Annotated in this window: 16 protein-coding genes and 1 tRNA gene; 9 read left to right on the top strand and 8 right to left on the bottom strand. The window is 56.5% G+C overall.

Going from position 1 to position 19159, the window contains the following annotated elements; translation table 11 throughout:
* Positions 1–42: 42 nt before the first annotated feature.
* The 3 genes from purD (at position 43) to L972_RS05175 (ending at position 2519) form a co-directional block, all read left to right on the top strand.
* Entirely contained in the window at positions 43–1329 is a 1287-nt protein-coding gene (gene purD, locus L972_RS05185) for a phosphoribosylamine--glycine ligase (RefSeq protein ID WP_047436304.1), read from the top strand.
* 277 nt (positions 1330–1606) lie between these two features.
* Positions 1607–1981: a cytochrome b562 gene (locus L972_RS05180; protein ID WP_047436300.1), complete on the top strand. Its 375-nt coding sequence runs from the start codon at positions 1607–1609 to the stop codon at positions 1979–1981.
* Entirely contained in the window at positions 1962–2519 is a 558-nt protein-coding gene (locus L972_RS05175; RefSeq protein WP_047436297.1) for a cytochrome b/b6 domain-containing protein, read from the top strand. Before L972_RS05180 ends, L972_RS05175 begins: the two co-directional genes overlap by 20 nt.
* A gap of 164 nt (positions 2520–2683) precedes the next feature.
* Here L972_RS05175 and L972_RS05170 read toward each other — a convergent pair.
* The 5 genes from L972_RS05170 to rpsU all read right to left on the bottom strand — a co-directional run bounded on the left by L972_RS05170 (position 2684) and on the right by rpsU (position 7577).
* Positions 2684–2760 (bottom strand) — tRNA-Ile (locus tag L972_RS05170).
* Positions 2761–2947: 187 nt separating this feature from the next.
* Complete coding sequence (gene rpoD, locus L972_RS05165) at positions 2948–4843, bottom strand: RNA polymerase sigma factor RpoD (protein ID WP_263718854.1); 1896 nt, start codon at positions 4841–4843, stop codon at positions 2948–2950.
* Between the two features lie 183 nt (positions 4844–5026).
* Positions 5027–6814 carry a DNA primase gene (dnaG, locus tag L972_RS05160; protein ID WP_047436295.1) on the bottom strand — a complete coding sequence of 596 codons (1788 nt, stop codon included), beginning with the start codon at positions 6812–6814 and terminating at the stop codon, positions 5027–5029.
* A gap of 88 nt (positions 6815–6902) precedes the next feature.
* Entirely contained in the window at positions 6903–7346 is a 444-nt protein-coding gene (locus L972_RS05155) for a GatB/YqeY domain-containing protein (RefSeq protein ID WP_005349081.1), read from the bottom strand.
* Positions 7347–7361: 15 nt separating this feature from the next.
* Positions 7362–7577 carry a 30S ribosomal protein S21 gene (gene rpsU, locus L972_RS05150; protein WP_005309452.1) on the bottom strand — a complete coding sequence of 72 codons (216 nt, stop codon included), beginning with the start codon at positions 7575–7577 and terminating at the stop codon, positions 7362–7364.
* Positions 7578–7756: 179 nt separating this feature from the next.
* On the opposite strand from rpsU, the gene tsaD reads away from it, so the two are divergent.
* Positions 7757–8770, top strand: coding sequence for a tRNA (adenosine(37)-N6)-threonylcarbamoyltransferase complex transferase subunit TsaD (gene tsaD, locus L972_RS05145; RefSeq protein WP_047436290.1), 1014 nt, complete (start codon positions 7757–7759; stop codon positions 8768–8770).
* Between the two features lie 248 nt (positions 8771–9018).
* Here the strand turns inward: tsaD and L972_RS05140 are convergent, their stop codons facing one another.
* Complete coding sequence (locus tag L972_RS05140; RefSeq protein WP_005340568.1) at positions 9019–10338, bottom strand: anaerobic C4-dicarboxylate transporter; 1320 nt, start codon at positions 10336–10338, stop codon at positions 9019–9021.
* Positions 10339–10463: 125 nt separating this feature from the next.
* The gene (aspA, locus tag L972_RS05135; protein ID WP_005340569.1) at positions 10464–11906 is read right to left on the bottom strand and encodes an aspartate ammonia-lyase; all 1443 of its coding nucleotides are present in this window, start codon (positions 11904–11906) and stop codon (positions 10464–10466) included.
* A gap of 442 nt (positions 11907–12348) precedes the next feature.
* Here aspA and L972_RS05130 point away from each other — a divergent pair, with 442 nt between their 5' ends.
* On the top strand, positions 12349–12825 hold the full coding sequence (locus L972_RS05130) for an FxsA family protein (protein WP_047436286.1): 477 nt from the start codon (positions 12349–12351) through the stop codon (positions 12823–12825).
* Positions 12826–12859: 34 nt separating this feature from the next.
* On the opposite strand, the gene L972_RS05125 is transcribed toward L972_RS05130, so the two are convergent.
* Positions 12860–14194, bottom strand: coding sequence for an MATE family efflux transporter (locus L972_RS05125; protein WP_231560900.1), 1335 nt, complete (start codon positions 14192–14194; stop codon positions 12860–12862).
* Between the two features lie 260 nt (positions 14195–14454).
* On the opposite strand from L972_RS05125, the gene L972_RS05115 reads away from it, so the two are divergent.
* The 4 genes from L972_RS05115 to L972_RS05100 all read left to right on the top strand — a co-directional run bounded on the left by L972_RS05115 (position 14455) and on the right by L972_RS05100 (position 18984).
* Positions 14455–14748 (top strand): co-chaperone GroES, encoded by a 294-nt coding sequence (locus L972_RS05115; protein WP_005340573.1) that lies wholly within the window; start codon positions 14455–14457, stop codon positions 14746–14748.
* Positions 14749–14791: 43 nt separating this feature from the next.
* Positions 14792–16426 carry a chaperonin GroEL gene (groL, locus tag L972_RS05110; RefSeq protein WP_005340575.1) on the top strand — a complete coding sequence of 545 codons (1635 nt, stop codon included), beginning with the start codon at positions 14792–14794 and terminating at the stop codon, positions 16424–16426.
* A gap of 102 nt (positions 16427–16528) precedes the next feature.
* Positions 16529–17029, top strand: coding sequence for a molybdopterin-binding oxidoreductase (locus L972_RS05105; protein ID WP_019444953.1), 501 nt, complete (start codon positions 16529–16531; stop codon positions 17027–17029).
* Between the two features lie 23 nt (positions 17030–17052).
* Positions 17053–18984, top strand: a complete 1932-nt coding sequence (locus tag L972_RS05100; RefSeq protein WP_047436282.1) for a putative bifunctional diguanylate cyclase/phosphodiesterase — start codon at positions 17053–17055, stop codon at positions 18982–18984.
* The last annotated feature ends 175 nt before the right edge of the window (positions 18985–19159 follow it).

Raw genomic sequence — 19159 nt, 5'->3', positions numbered from 1 at the left:
AGAGAGGCCGTCCAGTGACCACAAATAGAAGCGAGCGATACGATGAAAGTACTGATCATTGGCAACGGTGGCCGCGAACACGCTCTGGCTTGGAAGGCCAAACTCTCCCCGCTGGTACGTCACGTTTTTGTGGCGCCGGGCAACGCAGGCACCCAGCTTGAGCCGGGTGTCGAGAACGTCGCCATCGAGGCGACCGATATCGAAGGGCTGCTGGCCTTTGCCAAAGAGAAGCAGGTCGGCCTCACCATCGTCGGGCCGGAAGCGCCGCTGGTGAAAGGGGTGGTGGATGCCTTCCGCGCCGCCGGTCAGCCGATCTTTGGCCCGACCGCTGCCGCTGCCCAGCTGGAAGGCTCCAAGGCTTTCACCAAGGATTTCCTGGCCCGTCACGCCATTCCGACCGCCGAGTACCAGAACTTCACCGAAGTGGAGCCTGCGCTCGCCTACTTGCGCGAGAAGGGTGCCCCCATCGTCATCAAGGCCGATGGCCTGGCGGCGGGCAAGGGGGTGATTGTCGCCATGACCTTGCGGGAGGCGGAAGACGCGGTGCGCGACATGCTCTCCGGCAATGCCTTTGGCGAAGCGGGCTCCCGGGTGGTGATTGAGGAGTTTCTGGAGGGTGAAGAGGCGAGCTTCATCGTCATGGTCGATGGCGAGCACGTGCTGCCGATGGCCACCAGTCAGGATCACAAGCGGGTTGGCGACGGTGATACCGGCCTCAACACCGGCGGCATGGGGGCTTACTCCCCGGCGCCTGTAGTGACCGCCGAGGTACATCGACGCGTGATGGAGCAGGTGATCATGCCGACCGTGCGTGGTATGGCGGCCGAAGGCAATGTCTACACCGGTTTCCTCTATGCCGGTCTGATGATCGACGGTGCTGGCAATCCCAAAGTGATCGAGTTCAACTGCCGCTTTGGCGATCCCGAGACCCAGCCCATCATGCTGCGGATGCAGTCCGATCTGGTAGAGCTCTGTCTGGCGGCTTGTGCAGGCAAGCTGGATCAGAAAGAGGCCATCTATGATCCCCGCGCCGCTATCGGCGTGGTGTTGGCGGCGGGTGGCTATCCCGGCGATTACAGCACCAACCACCCCATCAGCGGCTTGCCGGTGGATGAAGTGGCGGGTGAGAAGGTGTTCCATGCTGGTACCCGCCTGGAGGGCGATACCAGCCTGACCGCTGGCGGTCGTGTACTGTGCGCCACGGCGCTGGGCCATACGGTTGCAGAAGCCCAGCAGCGTGCCTATCAGCTCGCTGGCCGCATCAAGTGGGATGGCGTCTTCTACCGCAAGGATATCGGCTGGCGCGCCATTGCTCGCGAACGGGAGTAACTGACGCACGCAAATGGCCAGTTGATTCAGACCCCGCTACGGCGGGGTTTTTTGTCCCTGTTTACCGCTTTCAACCATCCTCATGGTGCGCGTCAACTGCGTTCAATCAGTTACCAAGCGCAAACAAGCGCGGCATATCTGTCACTATTTGCCACAAAAAACAGCATTTTTCACAAACGTTTCACCATGAGTCATGGCATCATGCTGGTGATGAATTCTTGTTTGGATTCATAAGTACCCCTAACAATTCGAGCATGTCGTTATATAAGGAAATCCCATGTTGAAAACCGTCCGCCCCCTGCTGCTGCCCCTGATGTTTGGCCTGATGACCCTGTCTGCCGTGGCGGGGGATCTGGAACAGCCGATGAAGAAGATTGGCTTCAACTACAAGCAGGCCGTCAAGGCTGATGATGCAGCCACCATGGAGAAGCACATCAACGAGATGAAGGCCCAGCTTGATGTGGCCAAGCAGAAGAACATGCCGGCCGCCAAGAAAGAGAAATTCCTTGAAGGGATGAACGAGGTACAGACTGAGCTGGACGCCAGCTTGGCCGCACTCAAGGCGGGTGATGAGGCCAAGGCGCGCGAACATCTGGCCAAGGTCAACGACCTGAAGAAGGAGTACCACAAATATGCCAAGCAAAAAGGGTGAGCCCTTTCGCTGGGATCCGCTGGTTCGCCTGACCCACTGGGGCTTGGTGGCGGTCTGCCTCAGCAATCTCTGGGTTAACGAAGCGGGGGAGGAGTGGCACGAGTGGCTGGGTTACGGTGCCATTGGGCTGGTCTCCTTGCGTCTGCTCTGGGGGCTCACTTTCGCCCGTGGCTACGCTCGCCTTGGTGCCCTCATCCCCAGCGGGGAGGATTTTCGCCAGCAGGCGCGCGAGATGCGTGAGCGGCAGCCTCCGGCACCGGGTCATCACGGTAGCGGCAAGCTGGCCGTGTGGGCGCTCTGGCTGGTCGTGCTGGCCACCGCTGGCAGCGGCTGGTTTCAAAATACCGAGACGGGATTTGAACTGGGGGCTGACGAGTGGCATGAGTGGTGCGTGGTGGCGCTGCAGGGACTGATTGGTCTGCACCTGCTGGCCATCGTCTTCACCTCCTGGCGTCAGCGCAGCAATCTGGTTACCCGGATGCTGCCTGCCATCGGGCGTCGCTCATCCATCCAGAGCGGCAGCAACGAGCAAACCTGAGGCTCAGCATTAGGCTCCTTGTCTCTGAGTGAGGCGCCTGATCCGGACCCTGCCCAGACCCGCCCATGGCGGGTCTTTTCTATGGCCTCCTCGAGCTTATCACGGGACATTGCTCGATCCGCAGATGCAAAAAGGCCGCTCATCATGAGCGGCCTTTTTCAATTTGGTGGCCCCTGGGGGACTTGAACCCACGACCAATCGATTATGAGTCGACTGCTCTGACCAACTGAGCTAAGGGGCCAAATTGTGCGTTTAGCGGCGTGGATTATAGGGGAAGAGGAAAGGGCAGTCTATAGGCATATCAACCACTTGGCGACTAATTGTCCAGCTTGATTGAGGGCGCAAAGAGGGTCGCAAGGGTAAATGCCAGACAAAACAAAGCCCCGCATGGCGGGGCTTTGGCAGAGCAGTTTGACACAGGGTCAGGACTATTCGTCCAGGAAGCTGCGCAGCACTTCCGAGCGGCTCGGGTGGCGCAGTTTGCGCAGTGCCTTGGCTTCGATCTGACGAATACGCTCACGGGTAACGTCGAACTGTTTGCCCACTTCCTCGAGGGTGTGGTCAGTGTTCATGTCGATACCGAAACGCATCCGCAGTACCTTGGCTTCGCGGGCGGTCAGGCCAGCAAGCACTTCGCGGGTGGCGTTGCGCAGGCTTTCGCTGGTCGCCGCATCCGCTGGCAGAGCCAGGGTGGTATCTTCGATGAAGTCGCCCAAGTGGGAATCTTCATCATCACCGATGGGCGTCTCCATGGAGATAGGCTCTTTGGCGATCTTCAGTACCTTGCGGATCTTGTCTTCCGGCATGCCCATGCGCATGGCCAGCTCTTCCGGGTTCGGTTCGCGCCCCATCTCCTGCAGCATCTGACGGGAGATACGGTTGAGCTTGTTGATGGTCTCGATCATGTGTACCGGTATACGGATGGTACGGGCCTGATCCGCGATGGAGCGGGTAATGGCCTGACGGATCCACCAGGTTGCATAGGTCGAGAACTTGTAGCCACGACGGTATTCAAACTTGTCTACCGCCTTCATCAGACCGATGTTGCCCTCCTGGATCAGATCCAGGAACTGCAAGCCGCGGTTGGTGTACTTTTTGGCGATAGAGATAACCAGACGCAAGTTGGCCTCAACCATCTCTTTCTTCGCACGGCGGGCTTTGGCCTCACCGATGCTCATGCGACGGTTGATATCCTTGATCTGGGCAATCGACAGACCGGTCTCTTCTTCAATCTGCTGCAGCTTGCCGATGGCGCGCTGAATATCCTCGTCCATTTCAACCAGACGGGGAGACCAGGCTTTGCCAGCCTGCTTCTGGTATTCGAACCAGGCAGTTTCGCACTCGTTGTTGGTGAAGGCCGCGACGAAGGTTTTCTTCGGCATCTTGGCCTGCTCAACGCAGAGCTTCATGATGATGCGTTCCTGCACGCGGACGCGCTCCATCATTTCACGCATGTTGTTGACCAGGCGATCGAACTGCTTGGGCATCAGGCGGAATTGGCGGAATACATCGGCCAGCTGGGCGATGGCGGCCTGGGTATCTTCGTGCGCGCGACCATTCTTCTGAATGGAGAGGCGGGTCACTTCATACTGGGCACGCAGTTCGCCAAACTTCTCGCGAGCGACTTCCGGATCCGGACCACCGTCACCGTCGTCGTCAGAGCTGTCGCCATCTTCGTCTTCGTCTTCTTCGTCCTCTTCATCTTCGTCGGCCAGATCGTCTTCGCCGAGCTCGGAACCGATATGCGTGGCGGTAGGTGCCATATCTTCAGTTTCGTTCGGGTCAATAAAGCCAGAGATAATGTCAGAGAGACGCAGCTGCTCGGCTTCGTACTTGTCGTACTGTTCGAGCAGGTAAGTAATTGCTTCAGGGTACTCGGCTACGGAGCTTTGTACCTGGTTGATACCGTCTTCGATCCGCTTGGCGATGTCGATTTCGCCTTCGCGGGTCAGCAGTTCGACGGTACCCATTTCCCGCATGTACATGCGGACGGGATCGGTCGTGCGACCAATCTCAGATTCAACAGATGCCAGAGCCTGGGCCGCTGCTTCGGCAGCGTCCTCATCGGCGGTACCACCTTCAGCCATGATAAGGTCATCGGCATCCGGAGCGTTTTCAACCACTTGAATGCCCATATCGTTGATCATCTGAATGATGTCTTCGATCTGGTCTGAATCGACAATGTCTTGCGGGAGGTGATCGTTCACCTCGGCATAGGTCAGGTAGCCCTGTTCTTTACCTTTGGCAACGAGGAGTTTAAGCTGAGACTGCGGGGTTTGCTCCATAGAACTCATCCGGTTGGTGTTGCTAGGTTGCGCGTACAGTGCGCTGCTGCGCAAATAGCCAATTCTAATAGAAAACCGCCAGACATGCTATGTCTGGTTGCGGCGTCGGTCATGAGAAACCCCTGCCCGCAGTATTGTCGGGGCCAGGCGGTTATAAAAATTTTGCTTTTCATCCCGTCGATTCGGGCAACGCTATCCATATTGGGACTAATCACTTAAATATCAAGCCCCACTCTCATTTCTTTTCTCAATTTGCACCTCTCTTATCAGCATCATCAGCTCTTGGGTTTCTTCGGAGCTTAGTCCTTCCTGAGCCACTTTGGCCTGCAATTCTTCGATCCGCTGTTTCAGAAACTGGTTGATGAAGCCGACGAAGGTGTCCTGCAATTCTCCCAGAATATCCGGCTCCTGATCGAGTTTGATCTCCTCGAACAGGTCGTGCATGGCCAGCTGAGCGAGGATCTCTCCCTCCTTGGTACCACGCCAGTGTTCCAGCAGGATACCGGTTGTGATACTAGGCTGTGCCAGGATCTGCTGGTGCAGTTGCAGCAGGAACTTGATGCCCTGTACGCGTAGCCCGGCTAATTCCGGCATGGGGGGAAGCTCAGCCGTTACTGCCGGATATTGCACCATCAGTGCCAGCGCACGCCGCAGTGGCGTCAGCTTGGCTGCCTTGGGTTTGTTGACCTCGGCCTTGGGCTGACTGTTGCGGGCAAAGAGCTCGGCGATGCGCTGCTTGTTCTCGCCCCAACGCATCATGCTGGAGAGACGAGTGATCAGCCCTTCGCGGGTAAACCCTTCCGGAACGCGACGAATAAGCTCGGCGGCCTTGTTGGCCACTTCAAACTTGCCTGCCTCACCGGAGAGGGCCGCATCCCGGCCGAGACGCTCGAACATGAAGTCGGCGAACGGTTGGGCTTGATCGAGCAGGGCTTCAAAGCCCTCCTTGCCGATCTGGCGTACCAGCGAGTCGGGATCCTCGCCATCGGGCAGAAACACGAACTTCAGCTCGCGGCCATCCTGCAGATGAGGGAGGGCATTATCCAGCGCGCGCCAGGCGGCTTCACGACCGGCGTTGTCACCGTCGTAGCAGCAGACTACCTCGGCAGTGGTGCGAAACAGGGTGTGGATATGGTCGCTGGTCGTTGCAGTACCCAGCGCCGCCACCGCATAGTCGATGTCGTACTGACCGAGTGCCACCACATCCATGTAGCCTTCCACCACCAGGATCCGGCGTGGATCCTTGTGTGCCTGCTTCACCTCGTAGAGACCGAACAGCTCCCTCCCTTTATGGAAGATGGGGGTCTCCGGCGAGTTCAGGTACTTGGGGGTGCCATCACCCAGCACCCGGCCACCGAAACCGATGACCCGGCCACGCTTGTCGCGGATCGGGAACATGATGCGATCGCGGAAACGGTCATAGCTGCCCGGGCCATTGTCACGGGTGATCAGCATGCCGCCCGAGATAAGCAGCTGTTCGTGATCCCGGCTGGCGCCGAAGCGGCGGCGTACCTGATCCCAGTCACTTGGGGCATAACCGATGTTGAAGCGCTTGACCACTTCACCGGTCAGGCCACGTCCCTTGAGGTACTCCACCGCATGGGGAGCGCTCTTGAGATTGCTCTCGTAGAAGCGGGCGATCTGGTTCATCAGCTCGAACAGATCCTTGCTGACTGCGGGCTGGCTATTGGCCGAGCCGCCGATGCTCTGCTCGCGAGGTACCTGCATGCCTTGCATGCTGGCGAGCTCTTCGATGGCATCGGGAAATTCGAGACCGTCGTACTCCATGACAAAGCCGATGGCATTGCCGTGGGCGCCACAACCGAAACAGTGGTAGAACTGCTTCTCCTGGCTGACGGTAAAAGAGGGGCTTTTTTCGTTATGAAAAGGGCAGCAAGCCTGGTAATTCTTACCGGCTTTTTTCAGCCGCACTCGCGAGTCGATCAGCTCGACTATGTCTGTGCGTACGAGCAGATCGTCGATAAAGGATTGGGGGATCCTGCCTGCCATAACCGTCCTGTTTCATTGCGGAGAAAATAAAAAAGCCGCGCATTCCAAGGGAAGCACGGCTTCTTCGACCAAACAAGAGAGTTGCCTGTTACGCCAAGCGGGTTTTCACCTGAGCACTGACGGCGCCGACATCGGCACGCCCCTGAATTTTCGGCTTCAAGACAGCCATGACCTTGCCCATATCAGCCATGACGGCAGCACCACTTTCAGTGATGGCTTGCTCGATCAGGGCAGCAATTTCATCTGCGGTCAGCTGTTGCGGCAGGAATTCCTGCAACACAACGATCTCGGCGGACTCTTTGTCGGCGAGATCCTGGCGACCGGCAGCTTCAAATTGGCTGATGGAATCGCGGCGCTGTTTGACCATTTTGGTCACGACAGCGAGGATATCCTCATCATTCAGCTCGATACGGGTATCGACTTCACGTTGCTTGATTTCTGCCATCAACAAGCGGATCGCTCCCAGACGTGCCTTATCTTTGGCAAGCATGGCGAGTTTTTGCTGATCCTTGAGTTGATCCTTCAGAGACACGGCAATATCTCCCGATTAGTACAGGCGGATACGACGTGCGTTTTCGCGAGACAGCTTCTTGGCGTGACGCTTGACAGCAGACGCTTTGGCGCGCTTACGAATGGTAGTCGGCTTCTCGTAGAACTCACGGCTACGAACTTCGGACAGGATACCGGCTTTTTCGCAAGAACGCTTGAAACGACGCAGAGCAACGTCAAACGGCTCATTTTCACGGACTTTGATTACTGGCATGTGCCTTTCACCTCAGTGATAAATTGTTAGCTGACCTTCAATCGATCAGCATGTCTTAAAATGGTGCGAAATTATACTCTGGACAGGGAATGAAAGTAAACCCGCAGAGATCGCTCTGGTTTAAAAAACCCGCGAAGGTTACCATAGCCGTCTCATTTTAGCAGTGAAATTTTTTAGCAATGCGTGTATTGGGCATAGAGACATCCTGTGACGAAACCGGGATCGCGATCTTCGACGATCAAAAAGGGATCCTTTCCCATCAGTTATACAGCCAGGTTAAGCTGCATGCGGACTACGGTGGCGTCGTCCCCGAACTCGCCAGCCGGGATCATGTTCGCAAGACGATCCCGTTGATCCAGGCGGCATTGCAAGAGGCGGGACTGGGTAAGGATGACATCGACGGCATCGCGTATACCGCGGGTCCGGGTCTGGTTGGCGCCATTCTGGTGGGCGCCACTATTGGTCGTTCGCTGGCGATGGCATGGAACAAGCCTGCGATCGCCGTCCACCATATGGAAGGGCACCTGCTGGCCCCCATGCTGGAAGAGAAAGCTCCCGAGTTCCCTTTCGTGGCGCTGCTGGTCTCCGGTGGTCACTCCATGCTGGTGCGGGTCGACGGTATCGGCAGCTATCAGCTGCTGGGGGAATCCATTGATGATGCCGCTGGCGAAGCGTTCGACAAGACCGCCAAGCTGATGGGGCTGGACTATCCGGGTGGTCCGCTGCTCTCCCGTCTGGCCGAGAAGGGCACTAAGGGGCGCTTCCACTTCCCCCGTCCCATGACTGACCGTCCGGGGCTCGATATGAGCTTCTCCGGTCTCAAGACCTTTGCTGCCAACACCATTGCCGCCAACGGTGACGATGAGCAGACCCGCGCCGATATCGCCCGTGCGTTTGAAGATGCGGTGGTCGATACACTGGCCATCAAGTGCCGTCGCGCCTTGAAAGAGACCGGCCTCACGCGCCTGGTGGTGGCCGGTGGTGTCAGTGCCAACCGTCATCTGCGTGCCCAGCTGGCCGAGCTGATGGAGAGCCTCAAGGGTGAGGTGTTCTATCCGCGCACTGAATATTGCACCGATAACGGCGCCATGATCGCTTACGCCGGTATGCAGCGCCTGAAAGCGGGCGTGTTTGAGCCGCTGGCGGTCAAAGCCGTGCCGCGCTGGCCGCTGGATACCCTGGATCCGGTCTGATTCGAAGGATCCCGCCTTCTGGCGTGGTGGTGAGTACCATGGTGCCCTACTACTCCGGCAATCCGGCAGCGGTGGTTATAGCGCCGCTGGCACGCTGTTGTGGTGTCTGCTGTCGCCGTGGTTGAGCCATCCGGATAATACGTCAGGTCTCTCGCTGCCAGACAGCCAAGCCAAGTACAGAGTAAAGAGATAAAAAAATCCCCGCCAACTGGCGGGGATTTTTGTTTGGCTATCGGCAGGCGACAGGATTACAGCAGGATGCCGCCGAAGAAGAAGCCCAGCGCCACGGCGATGGCGATGGTGGCGGTGCCCGGTACGAAGAAGGGGTGGTTGAAGACCGCCTTACCGATACGGGTGGAGCCGGTGTCGTCCATCTCTACCGCAGCCAGCAGGGTCGGGTAGGTCGGCAGTACAAACAGGGCGCTCACGGCTGCGAAAGAGGCAATCGCAGTCAGCGGGCTGACACCCAGTGCCAGAGCGGCAGGCATCAGGGCTTTGGTGGTTGCACCCTGTGAGTAGAGCAGCATGGCAGCGAAGAACAGCACCACGGCCAGCAGCCAGGAGTACTGGTTCAGCAGGTCGCCAGCGATCAGCTGGATGGTGTCCATGTTGCCTTTCACGAAGACGTTACCCAGCCAGGCGACACCCAGTACGCAGATACAGGCGGACATACCGGACTTGAAGGTCGGCATGTTGGTGACCTGGGTGGCGTCCAGTTTGCACACCAGGGTCATGATGGTGGCCGCGGCCAGCATGATGCCCATGATGGCACCGTCACGGGGGATCGGCGGGTTGGTGATCAGACCCACTTTACCGGAGATGGCAGTGGCATAAGCCATGACAGCAACGATGGCGGCGATGAAGATCCAGACAGACAGTTTGGCGTACGGTTTGATCTCGAGCTTGGTAGTACCACGCAGTTTGATCAGGCCCTTGGCTTTACGCTCTAGATAGACTTCGTCCTGCTCCAGCGGCTTGCCCATCATGTTGGCAATGAAGGCGCCCAGGATACAGGCCAGGAAGGTGGAGGGGATGCAGATGGCCAGCAGGGTCAGGTAGTCAACACCAAATGGCTCGAGCATGCCGGAGAAGGCAACCACAGCGGCAGAGATTGGGGAGGCTGTGATGGCGATCTGGGAGGCGACAACCGCGATGGAGAGCGGACGAGATGGGCGGATCCCTTGTTCTTTGGCCACTTCAGCGATCACCGGCAGGGTGGAGAAGGCGGTATGACCGGTACCGGCCAGCATGGTCATCAGGTAGGTGACCACCGGGGCGGCGAAGGTGATGTATTTGGGGTTCTTGCGCAGCGCTTTTTCAGCCAAAGAAACCAGGTAGTCCATCCCGCCAGCCAGTTGCATACAGGCGATGGCGCAGATGACGGACGCGATGATCATGATCACATCCCAAGGGATGTAGCTGACCAGTTGATCGCTCGGGATGGGCATGCCCAGACCCCACGTCAATACCAGTACCCCCAGACCACCGGCAAAGCCGATGCCGATGCTGCCTATCCGGGCCCCCAGATAGATAGCGGCGAGCACGACAAGTAACTCGATTCCAATCATAGCGATAACTCCATTTTTTAGTTTTTGGTTTTTATTTGGCAAAAAGCCAATTCCCGATCGGGCTGGGGATAAAGACCAATCGGGAACTGACTTTATGGGCCGGGAAGATCCCGGCCCACTCTCGCTTATACGGCAGCTTCGCGGGTGAAACGCTTGGCTTTGTATTGCGGGTTCATCAGGTTCTCGATGGAGAGAATTTCGTCCAGCTGCTCGGCGCTCAGCAGGCCACGCTCAAGAACGACTTCGCGGACGTTCTTGCCGGTCTGGGCACAGATCTTGCCGACGATATCCCCTTCGTGGTGGCCGATGAAGGGGTTCAGATAGGTCACGATACCGATGGAGTTCAGCACGTGATTCATGCAGATTTCCGGGTTGGCGGTGATACCTTCCACGCACTTCTCGCGCAGGGAAATACAGGCTTTTTCCATCAGGCTCAGGGATTCGAACATCGCCTGACCAATCACCGGCTCCATAACGTTCAGCTGCAGCTGACCGGCTTCGGCGGCGAAGGTGATGGTGATGTCGTTACCGAATACCTTGAAGCAGGATTGGTTGACCACTTCCGGGATAACCGGGTTGACCTTGGCCGGCATGATGGAGGAACCGGCCTGCATTTCCGGCAGGTTGATCTCTTTCAGTGCAGTGCGCGGGCCGGAGGAAAGCAGACGCAGGTCGTTACAGATCTTGGACAGCTTCATGGCCAGACGCTTGATGGCGCCGTGCAGCATGACGTAGGCGCCACAGTCGGAGGTCGCTTCGATCAGGTCTTCTGCCGGCACATAGGCACGACCGGTGATCTCGGCCAGACGCTTGATAGCCAGTGCAGAGTACTCGGGCGGAGTGTTCAGACCGGTACCGATGGCGGTCGCCCCCAGGTTCACTTCCAGCAGCAGCTCCTGGCAACGCTTGATGGATTTGATCTCTTCACGCAGGGTCACGGCGAACGCGTGGAACTCCTGACCCAGGGTCATCGGAACCGCATCTTGCAGCTGGGTACGACCCATCTTCAGGATGTTTTTGAACTCTTTCGCTTTGGCATCGAATGCCGCGATCAGGTGCTCCAGCGCGTGCAGGGTCACGTCAGTGCTGTTGACCACAGCAACGCGGAAACCGGTGGGGTAGGCATCGTTGGTGGACTGGCACTTGTTGACGTGGTCGTTCGGGTTGATGACGTCGTAACGGCCTTTCTCCAGACCCATGATTTCCAGGGCGATGTTGGCCAGTACTTCGTTGGTGTTCATGTTGACGGAGGTGCCGGCACCACCCTGGTAAACGTCGACCGGGAACTGGTCGAAGCATTTGCCGGTGTTCAGCATCAGGTCGCAGGCTTCTACGATCTTGTCAGCAATTTCAGGACGGATGGTACCCAGTTCACCGTTTGCCAGCGCAGCGGCCTTCTTGGTCAGCACCATACCGCGGACGAATTCCGGAACGTCAGAAATCTTCTGAGAGCTGATCTTGAAGTTCTCGACAGCGCGCAGGGTGTGCACACCATAGTAGAGATCATTGGAAACTTCTTTGGTGCCCAGCAGGTCTTCTTCAATGCGGACGTTCTTGATGTCACTCATTGTAATGCCTCAGAAATCAGATAAATGGAAAAATCCTCACCGAGTGGTCGCGAGTTCCTTGCGCACAGCTCATCCTGAAGCACCACACATCGAGTGGGGCGGTTGGGAGAATGACCTCCCGAAAAACTAATCAATATACTACTCCAATTGAGGTATCGGTTATTAGAGGTGGATCACTAAATTTGCGACATTTTCAAATTACTTTGAGGAAAGTACACATATGTTATGAAGTTTTTATCATGATGATTTTTATAAATTTTTGTGACTTTTTGCTGGTTTTTTAGATTGCTGATGATGTAGGAGTCAGTTGACCAACTTGAAAAGAGGGGGGCTGCCCCCATTTATTCAGGGCAGAAAGTGGTGATGACGGGGCGGCAAAATCGCCTCTGACCATCGTTGGATGGGCGCCACTTTTTCTCAATTTACCGGTGCTGGAGTGGATATGGGCAAGTTGTTTTTGTTGTTGGTGGGTCTGGTTGTACTGGAACTCACCGTGATGATCGAGGTCGGCTCGGTAATCGGGGCGCTGCCGACAGTCGGCTTGCTCATCCTGACTGCGGTATTGGGCTCCTCGCTGGTGCGCAGTGAAGGGATCAAGACCCTGTTCAGCGCCCAGCAAAAGATGCAGATGGGCGAGATGCCGGGCCGCGAGGTGATGGGGGGCATGATGCTGGCGTTGGCCGGTTTGCTGCTGATTATCCCGGGTTTCGTGACCGACATTTTCGGTGTGCTGTTGCTGCAACCCTGGCTGCGCAACAAACTGGCTGACAAGCTGATCGGCAGCAGCCAGTTCCGGATGCAGATGGGCAGTTTCCAGCGTACTCAATCGCCGTTTGGCAACGCACCGTCCGATGATCATCTGGGGAACGCCAAGCAGGGCGGCACCACCATCGAAGGCGAATTTGAGCGTAAAGAGTAATCGACGAGATGAAAACCCGAGGCGAGTGACTGAATCAGGGTTTGCCCTGATGGCACAGCGCCTCGAAGCGGTGTCGGGCATACCACCACGCGAGGGTGCCCGCCGCCAGATTGGCCAGCAGTATTCCTAGATAGATCCCCTGTTCTCCCCCCAGCTTTGCCCCCAGCCAGGCTCCTGGCAACAGAAAGCCAAACAGTCGCAATCCGTTGAACAAGAACGAGATACTGGATGCCCTCACGCCATTGAGTGCCGAGGCCAGCAGCATCACCATGCCCTGAAAGCCGTAACCGATCGGCACCAGATGCAGATAGAGAATAATCAGGCGAATGACCTGCGGATGATCGCTGAACAGGTTGGCGATGAGTGGCGCCAGTAGCCAGGTCAGGACATAGATGGCGAGCTGGAACAGCAGGGCAAACCTCATGCAGCTCTGCAGTGCAGCTTTGGCCCGGGCCGGATTGCCAGCGCCGCAGTTTTGCGAGATGAAAGGGGCCAGTACGGAGGCGAGGGCCATCATCACAATCAGCAGCAGCGCCTCGACCCGCGATGCGGCGCCGTAAGCGGCTACCACCTCGGTACCCAGTCCTGCAAAGATCGTCATCAGCACCGCATTGGCCAAGGGGTTGAGCATATTGGTAAAAGAGGCGGGGACGGCGACATGGAGCAGCGCCCGCCAGTGGGTCAGCAACCGGGCGCGCGGCGAGAGGCGCCACAGCAGCAAGCCCTCCCGATGACGCAGGATATAGAGGCTGACCAGCATCGCCATCAACCAGGAGATAGAGGTGGCGATGGCGGCCCCGCGGATCCCCCATTCGGGAAAGGGGCCGATACCAAAGATCAACAGAGGATCCAGTATCCCGTTGACCAGCCCGGCAACTGCCATCACCAGACTGGGAGTTTTTGTATCGCCGGTCGCCCGGATAGCGGCATTGCCCACCATGGGCAGCACCAGCATGGGGACGGTCAGATACCAGATCAGCATGTAGTCATGGATGAGGGAGATAAGCTCGGCACTGGCGCCCAACAGGGTAAACAGAGGCTTGATGGTGAGAGCGCCCCCCGCGGAGAGCAGGGCCACCATGATCACCGCCAGAAACAGACTGTCGGTGGCGAGATGGGCCGCCTCATCGTGTTTGCCCTGCCCCAGGGTATGACCGATCACCGCTGACAATCCGGCGCCCAATCCCATCGCCAGCGAGGTAACCACAAAAGTGACAGGAAAGGTAAAACTGATGGCAGCCAGAGCTTCGGTGCCCAGCATACCGATAAAAAAGGTATCGACCAGATTGAAGGCCAGAATGGCGATGATGCCGAAGATCATGGGGCCCGTCATCTGGCGCAGTACGACTGGAATAGGGGCTGTCAGCATGGGGTTGGTGCGGGTCAAGGGCTCGTCTCTACAGCTGGCTTTGAAGGTTCTGGCATGGAAACCGGGCGGCTTGAACCGACCTTGCTCCAGAGTGCGGACATGGCTGAACCATCGAAGACGTTTATAGTACGTGAAAAAATTTTTTTTGTATTTGCCCTTGAAGGGTTAGCAACTCTGCCCCACATCAGGGACATATCTAATTTGGCCTGGAACGGCCATTCCTCAAAGCAACAATGAGACTCATTTTGGGAGAGTTATCGATGAAAATTCGTCCACTGCACGACCGCGTCATCATCAAGCGCATCGAAGCTGAAGCCAAATCTGCCGGCGGTATCGTCTTGACTGGTACTGCGGCCCAGAAGTCCACCCGTGGTGAAGTGCTTGCCGTGGGGACTGGTCGCATCCTGGATAATGGCGAAGTCAAAGCGCTGGCCGTGAAGGTTGGTGACAAGGTTATCTTCAACGAAGGCTACGGTGTTAAGACCGAGAAGCTGGATGGTCAGGACGTCCTGATCCTCTCCGAAACCGACATCCTGGCGATTGTCGAAGAGTAATCCATCCTCCTTTTCCCCGAATTGATTTAAGGATTGAAGAAAAATGGCAGCTAAAGACGTTAAGTTTGGTAACGAAGCCCGCATCAAGATGCTGGAAGGCGTAAACATCCTGGCTGATGCCGTCAAGGTGACTCTGGGCCCGAAAGGCCGTAACGTGGTGCTGGACAAGTCCTTCGGTGCCCCGACCATCACTAAAGATGGTGTGTCTGTTGCGCGCGAAATCGAGCTGGAAGACAAGTTCCAGAACATGGGCGCCCAGATGGTCAAGGAAGTGGCTTCCAAGGCGAACGATGCCGCCGGTGACGGTACCACTACTGCAACCGTTCTGGCTCAGGCCATCGTCAACGAAGGTCTGAAAGCCGTTGCCGCCGGTATGAACCCGATGGATCTGAAGCGCGGTATCGACAAGGCCGTTGTGGCTGCGGTTGCCGAGCTGCAAGCGCTGTCTCAGCCGTGTGCCGACAGCAATGCCATCGCTCAGGTGGGCACCATCTCCGCCAACTCCGACGAGAAAGTGGGCAAGCTGATTGCTGAAGCCATGGACAAAGTGGGTCGCGATGGCGTCATCACCGTTGAAGATGGGCAGGGTCTGGAAGATGAACTGGCAGTTGTTGAAGGTATGCAGTTCGACCGCGGCTACCTGTCCCCCTACTTCATCAACAAGCAAGAGACCGGTTCCGTTGAACTGGACGACCCGTTCATCCTGCTGGTTGACAAGAAAGTCTCCAACATCCGCGAAATGCTGCCGGTGCTGGAAGGCGTTGCCAAAGCTGGCAAGCCGCTGCTGATTGTTGCTGAAGACGTGGAAGGCGAAGCCCTGGCGACTCTGGTGGTTAACACCATGCGCGGTATCGTGAAAGTGGCTGCCGTCAAGGCGCCTGGCTTCGGTGACCGTCGCAAGGCCATGCTGCAGGATATCGCTGTACTGACTGGCGGTACCGTCATCTCTGAAGAAGTTGGCATGGAGCTGGAAAAAGCGACGCTGGAAGATCTGGGTCGTGCCAAGCGTATCGTCATCACCAAAGAGAACACCACCATCATCGATGGCGTGGGTGATGCCGGTGTGATCGAAGGCCGTGTTGCCCAGATCCGTCAGCAGATCGAAGAGACTTCTTCTGACTACGACCGTGAAAAGCTGCAAGAGCGCGTAGCCAAGCTGGCTGGCGGTGTTGCCGTGATCAAGGTTGGCGCAGCCACCGAAGTCGAGATGAAAGAGAAGAAAGCCCGCGTTGAAGATGCCCTGCATGCTACCCGCGCCGCGGTTGAAGAAGGTGTGGTTGCCGGTGGTGGTGTTGCGTTGGTTCGCGTTGCTGCCAAACTGGCTGGTCTGCGTGGTGACAACGAAGACCAGAACGTCGGTATCAAGGTTGCCCTGCGCGCCATGGAAGCCCCGCTGCGTCAAATCGTCATCAACGCCGGTGAGGAAGCCTCCGTCATTGCCAACGCAGTGAAGAACGGCGAAGGCAACTTTGGTTACAACGCTTACAGCGAACAGTATGGCGACATGCTGGCCATGGGCATCCTGGATCCGACCAAGGTAACCCGTTCCGCCCTGCAGTTTGCCTCTTCCATCGCTGGTCTGATGATCACCACCGAGTGCATGGTCACCGAACTGCCGAAGAAAGATACCCCTGCAATGCCTGACATGGGCGGCATGGGTGGCATGGGCATGATGTAATCATCCCCCCTTGCTCTGTTTGACAAACGGCTCGCTCAAGGCGAGCCGTTTTTTTATATCTAGCTAAACTGAGTCTGTTGAGACAGCAAATCTGGGGGCGATATGAAAATGTTTGGTTGGCTGACACTACTGTGTTCATTGGTCATCATGCCGGTGATGGCTGCTGAGGCGCTGACTGGGCCGGTGATCCTGAAAGTGGGTGGTAACATCAGGTCGGCAGACGAAGTTGATGGCAAGGTGTTGTTTGATCTGGCCAAATTGCAGGCTCTGCCGCAACATGAGATAGTGACCGGCAACCCGTGGGTGGATAAGCCACACACCTACAGAGGCCCAAAACTGGCAGATGTGTTGGCTGCAGTCGGTGCGGATGGCAAGACCATTACGTTGACGGCGCTGAACAGTTTCCAAGTCCGCATTGAATGGGACAAGGTTGCCAAATACGAGCCCATCCTTGCATGGGAAGACAACGGCGCTGTCATGCGGGTGCGTGACAAGGGGCCGGTCTGGTTTATGCTGCCTCTTGATCAATATCCGGAATTGAAGCGATCCGAATATACCGACATGATGATCTGGCAGCTGGATTTGATAGACATTCAGCACTGATAAAAACAGCACGGGAGCATGGGGTGAAAGGAAAGACCAGGGCGTGGCCACTGCTCGTCATTCTGTATGTATCCATCCTGTTGTTTACCGGGAGCACCCTCTATTGCCTGATGCAGATCCAGAATGCGACCAGAGCGATGGAGAAATACACCTATGATGTCTCCTGGGCGCTGATGCAGTTGCAGCTGGAGCTCGGTCGTTTCCTCAATGCGGTAGAGGTCTATCACTATGGCGGGATTGATCATGACACCTTGATGTTGCGTTATGACATTCTCTGGAGCAGAACGCCCATACTGTTGAGCGGCCAGCTGCGCAAGAGCATGCAGGACAAGCAGAAAACCTTGCGTCTGGTTCAGCTAATTGAAACTAATATTCGCCAAATAGAGCCCGACATCACCAAGTTGCAGAGCGGGGCATCTGACTATCAGCAGATCATGATGCGCCTTGCCCCGCTGCAAGAGCCGCTCTCCTACTCCCTCGCTTCTGTGATGCAGAAGAACATTAACGTCTATTCCGAGAACGATCGCCATTTTGGCCAATTGCGTAATGCCCTGTTGCTGATGGTCTCCGGTCTGGTCATGTCAGTGCTGCTGCTCAGCATGCTGCTTATATATGAAGGGCGTCGCCATTTCAGAGCAGCCAGACGGGATCCGCTGACCGGGTTGTCCAATCGGGTTGCTTTGCTGGAGCGGATGGAGCTGTACGCTACACAGGAGGTTCCGTTTGGACTTGTGCTGGTCGATATCAACGACTTCAGGGATATCAACAGCAAGTTTGGCTATGACACCGGTGATTATCTGCTTTGTGAGTTTGCCACCCGGATCAGAGTGCTCTGTGAAGAGGGGGAGTGGAGCGGACGTCTGGGGGGAGATCAATTTGCCATTATTCAGCGTGGCAGCAGCGATCTGCGTCAGGTCAGGGAGCTGGTAGCGCGATTGCTGCATGCGCTGAAGCAAGATATCGTCTATGACAACTATCCCTTCCGGCTTGAAGTCGGGATCGGGATTACCTTCTATCCGATGGACAGCGACAAGACTCAGGAGTTGTTGAGTCGTGCGGAACAGGCCCTGTTCCATAGTCGCAAGACCCATGTCCCCTATGTGATTTACGATAACTCCCTGCTCAACGAGACGGCGCGGCGCAAACATCTGGCGTCGGACATGATCATGGCGCTGGAACACAATGCGCTGGAACTCTATTACCAACCCATCGTCAATCTAGAGAGTGGCCGCTGCGAAGCTGTCGAGGCTCTGTTGCGCTGGCGGCATCCGGAACTCGGTTTCATTCCGCCAAACGAAGTGATTATGGTGGCTGAGGAGTTCCAGCTTGCCGAACGGGTTGGCAGCTGGGTGCTGAACACAGCTTGCGAGCAGCTCTATCAGTGGCACCAGCTTGGTATGGTTGATCTGCAAATGTGTGTGAATATCTCGCCAGGCATGTACCAGCGTAATTTGCTCAAACTGGTAGCCAAGGCATTGATGGAGCACCATCTGCCTGCCCGTAGCCTGGTCCTGGAGGTCACGGAAGATACCACCATGCGGGAAGTGAAGAACTCGCTGCAACTGATGCAGGATCTCAATCAGCAGGGGGTACTGCTGGCATTAGATGATTTTGGTACCGGTTATTCATCTTTGAGTTATCTGCAAAAGTTACCGGTCAGCAAAGTGAAGATCGACCGTTCATTTATACAGGGCATTGACACTTCAATGGAGGCATCCGAACTGGTCGCCAATATTTGTCGGATGGGGTCGATGCTGGGCAAGAGTCTGGTGTGTGAAGGGATTGAGACACAGGCTCAGTTGGATGTGCTGCGATCCCTGACCGATATCCACTTGTATGGGCAGGGCTATCTGTTCAGCCGACCAGAGCAGGCGGAGAAAATCTATCAAACCTTGTTGGAGATGGAGGAGCTTTGGCTGGCGCGTCAACAATCCGAAATGGCTTATATGAGTTGAGAGGGGGCTTGCCTGTCATCTGCCTCCAGAATGTGTGATTTAGCTCGAACTTTCTTCTTTTTGTTTGTTGTTTGAACGGTTGTGCGGTTTTATCAAAAAAACATGCAATTTAGCCTTGCCAGAAAGAATTCGTTCCCTATAATGCGCCTCCATCGACAGGGCAAGCGGCAACGCA

Source organism: Aeromonas sp. ZOR0001 (genome assembly GCF_000801015.1).
Taxonomy (GTDB): Bacteria; Pseudomonadota; Gammaproteobacteria; order Enterobacterales; family Aeromonadaceae; genus Aeromonas; species Aeromonas veronii.
This window is presented reverse-complemented; position numbering and strand designations above follow the sequence as displayed.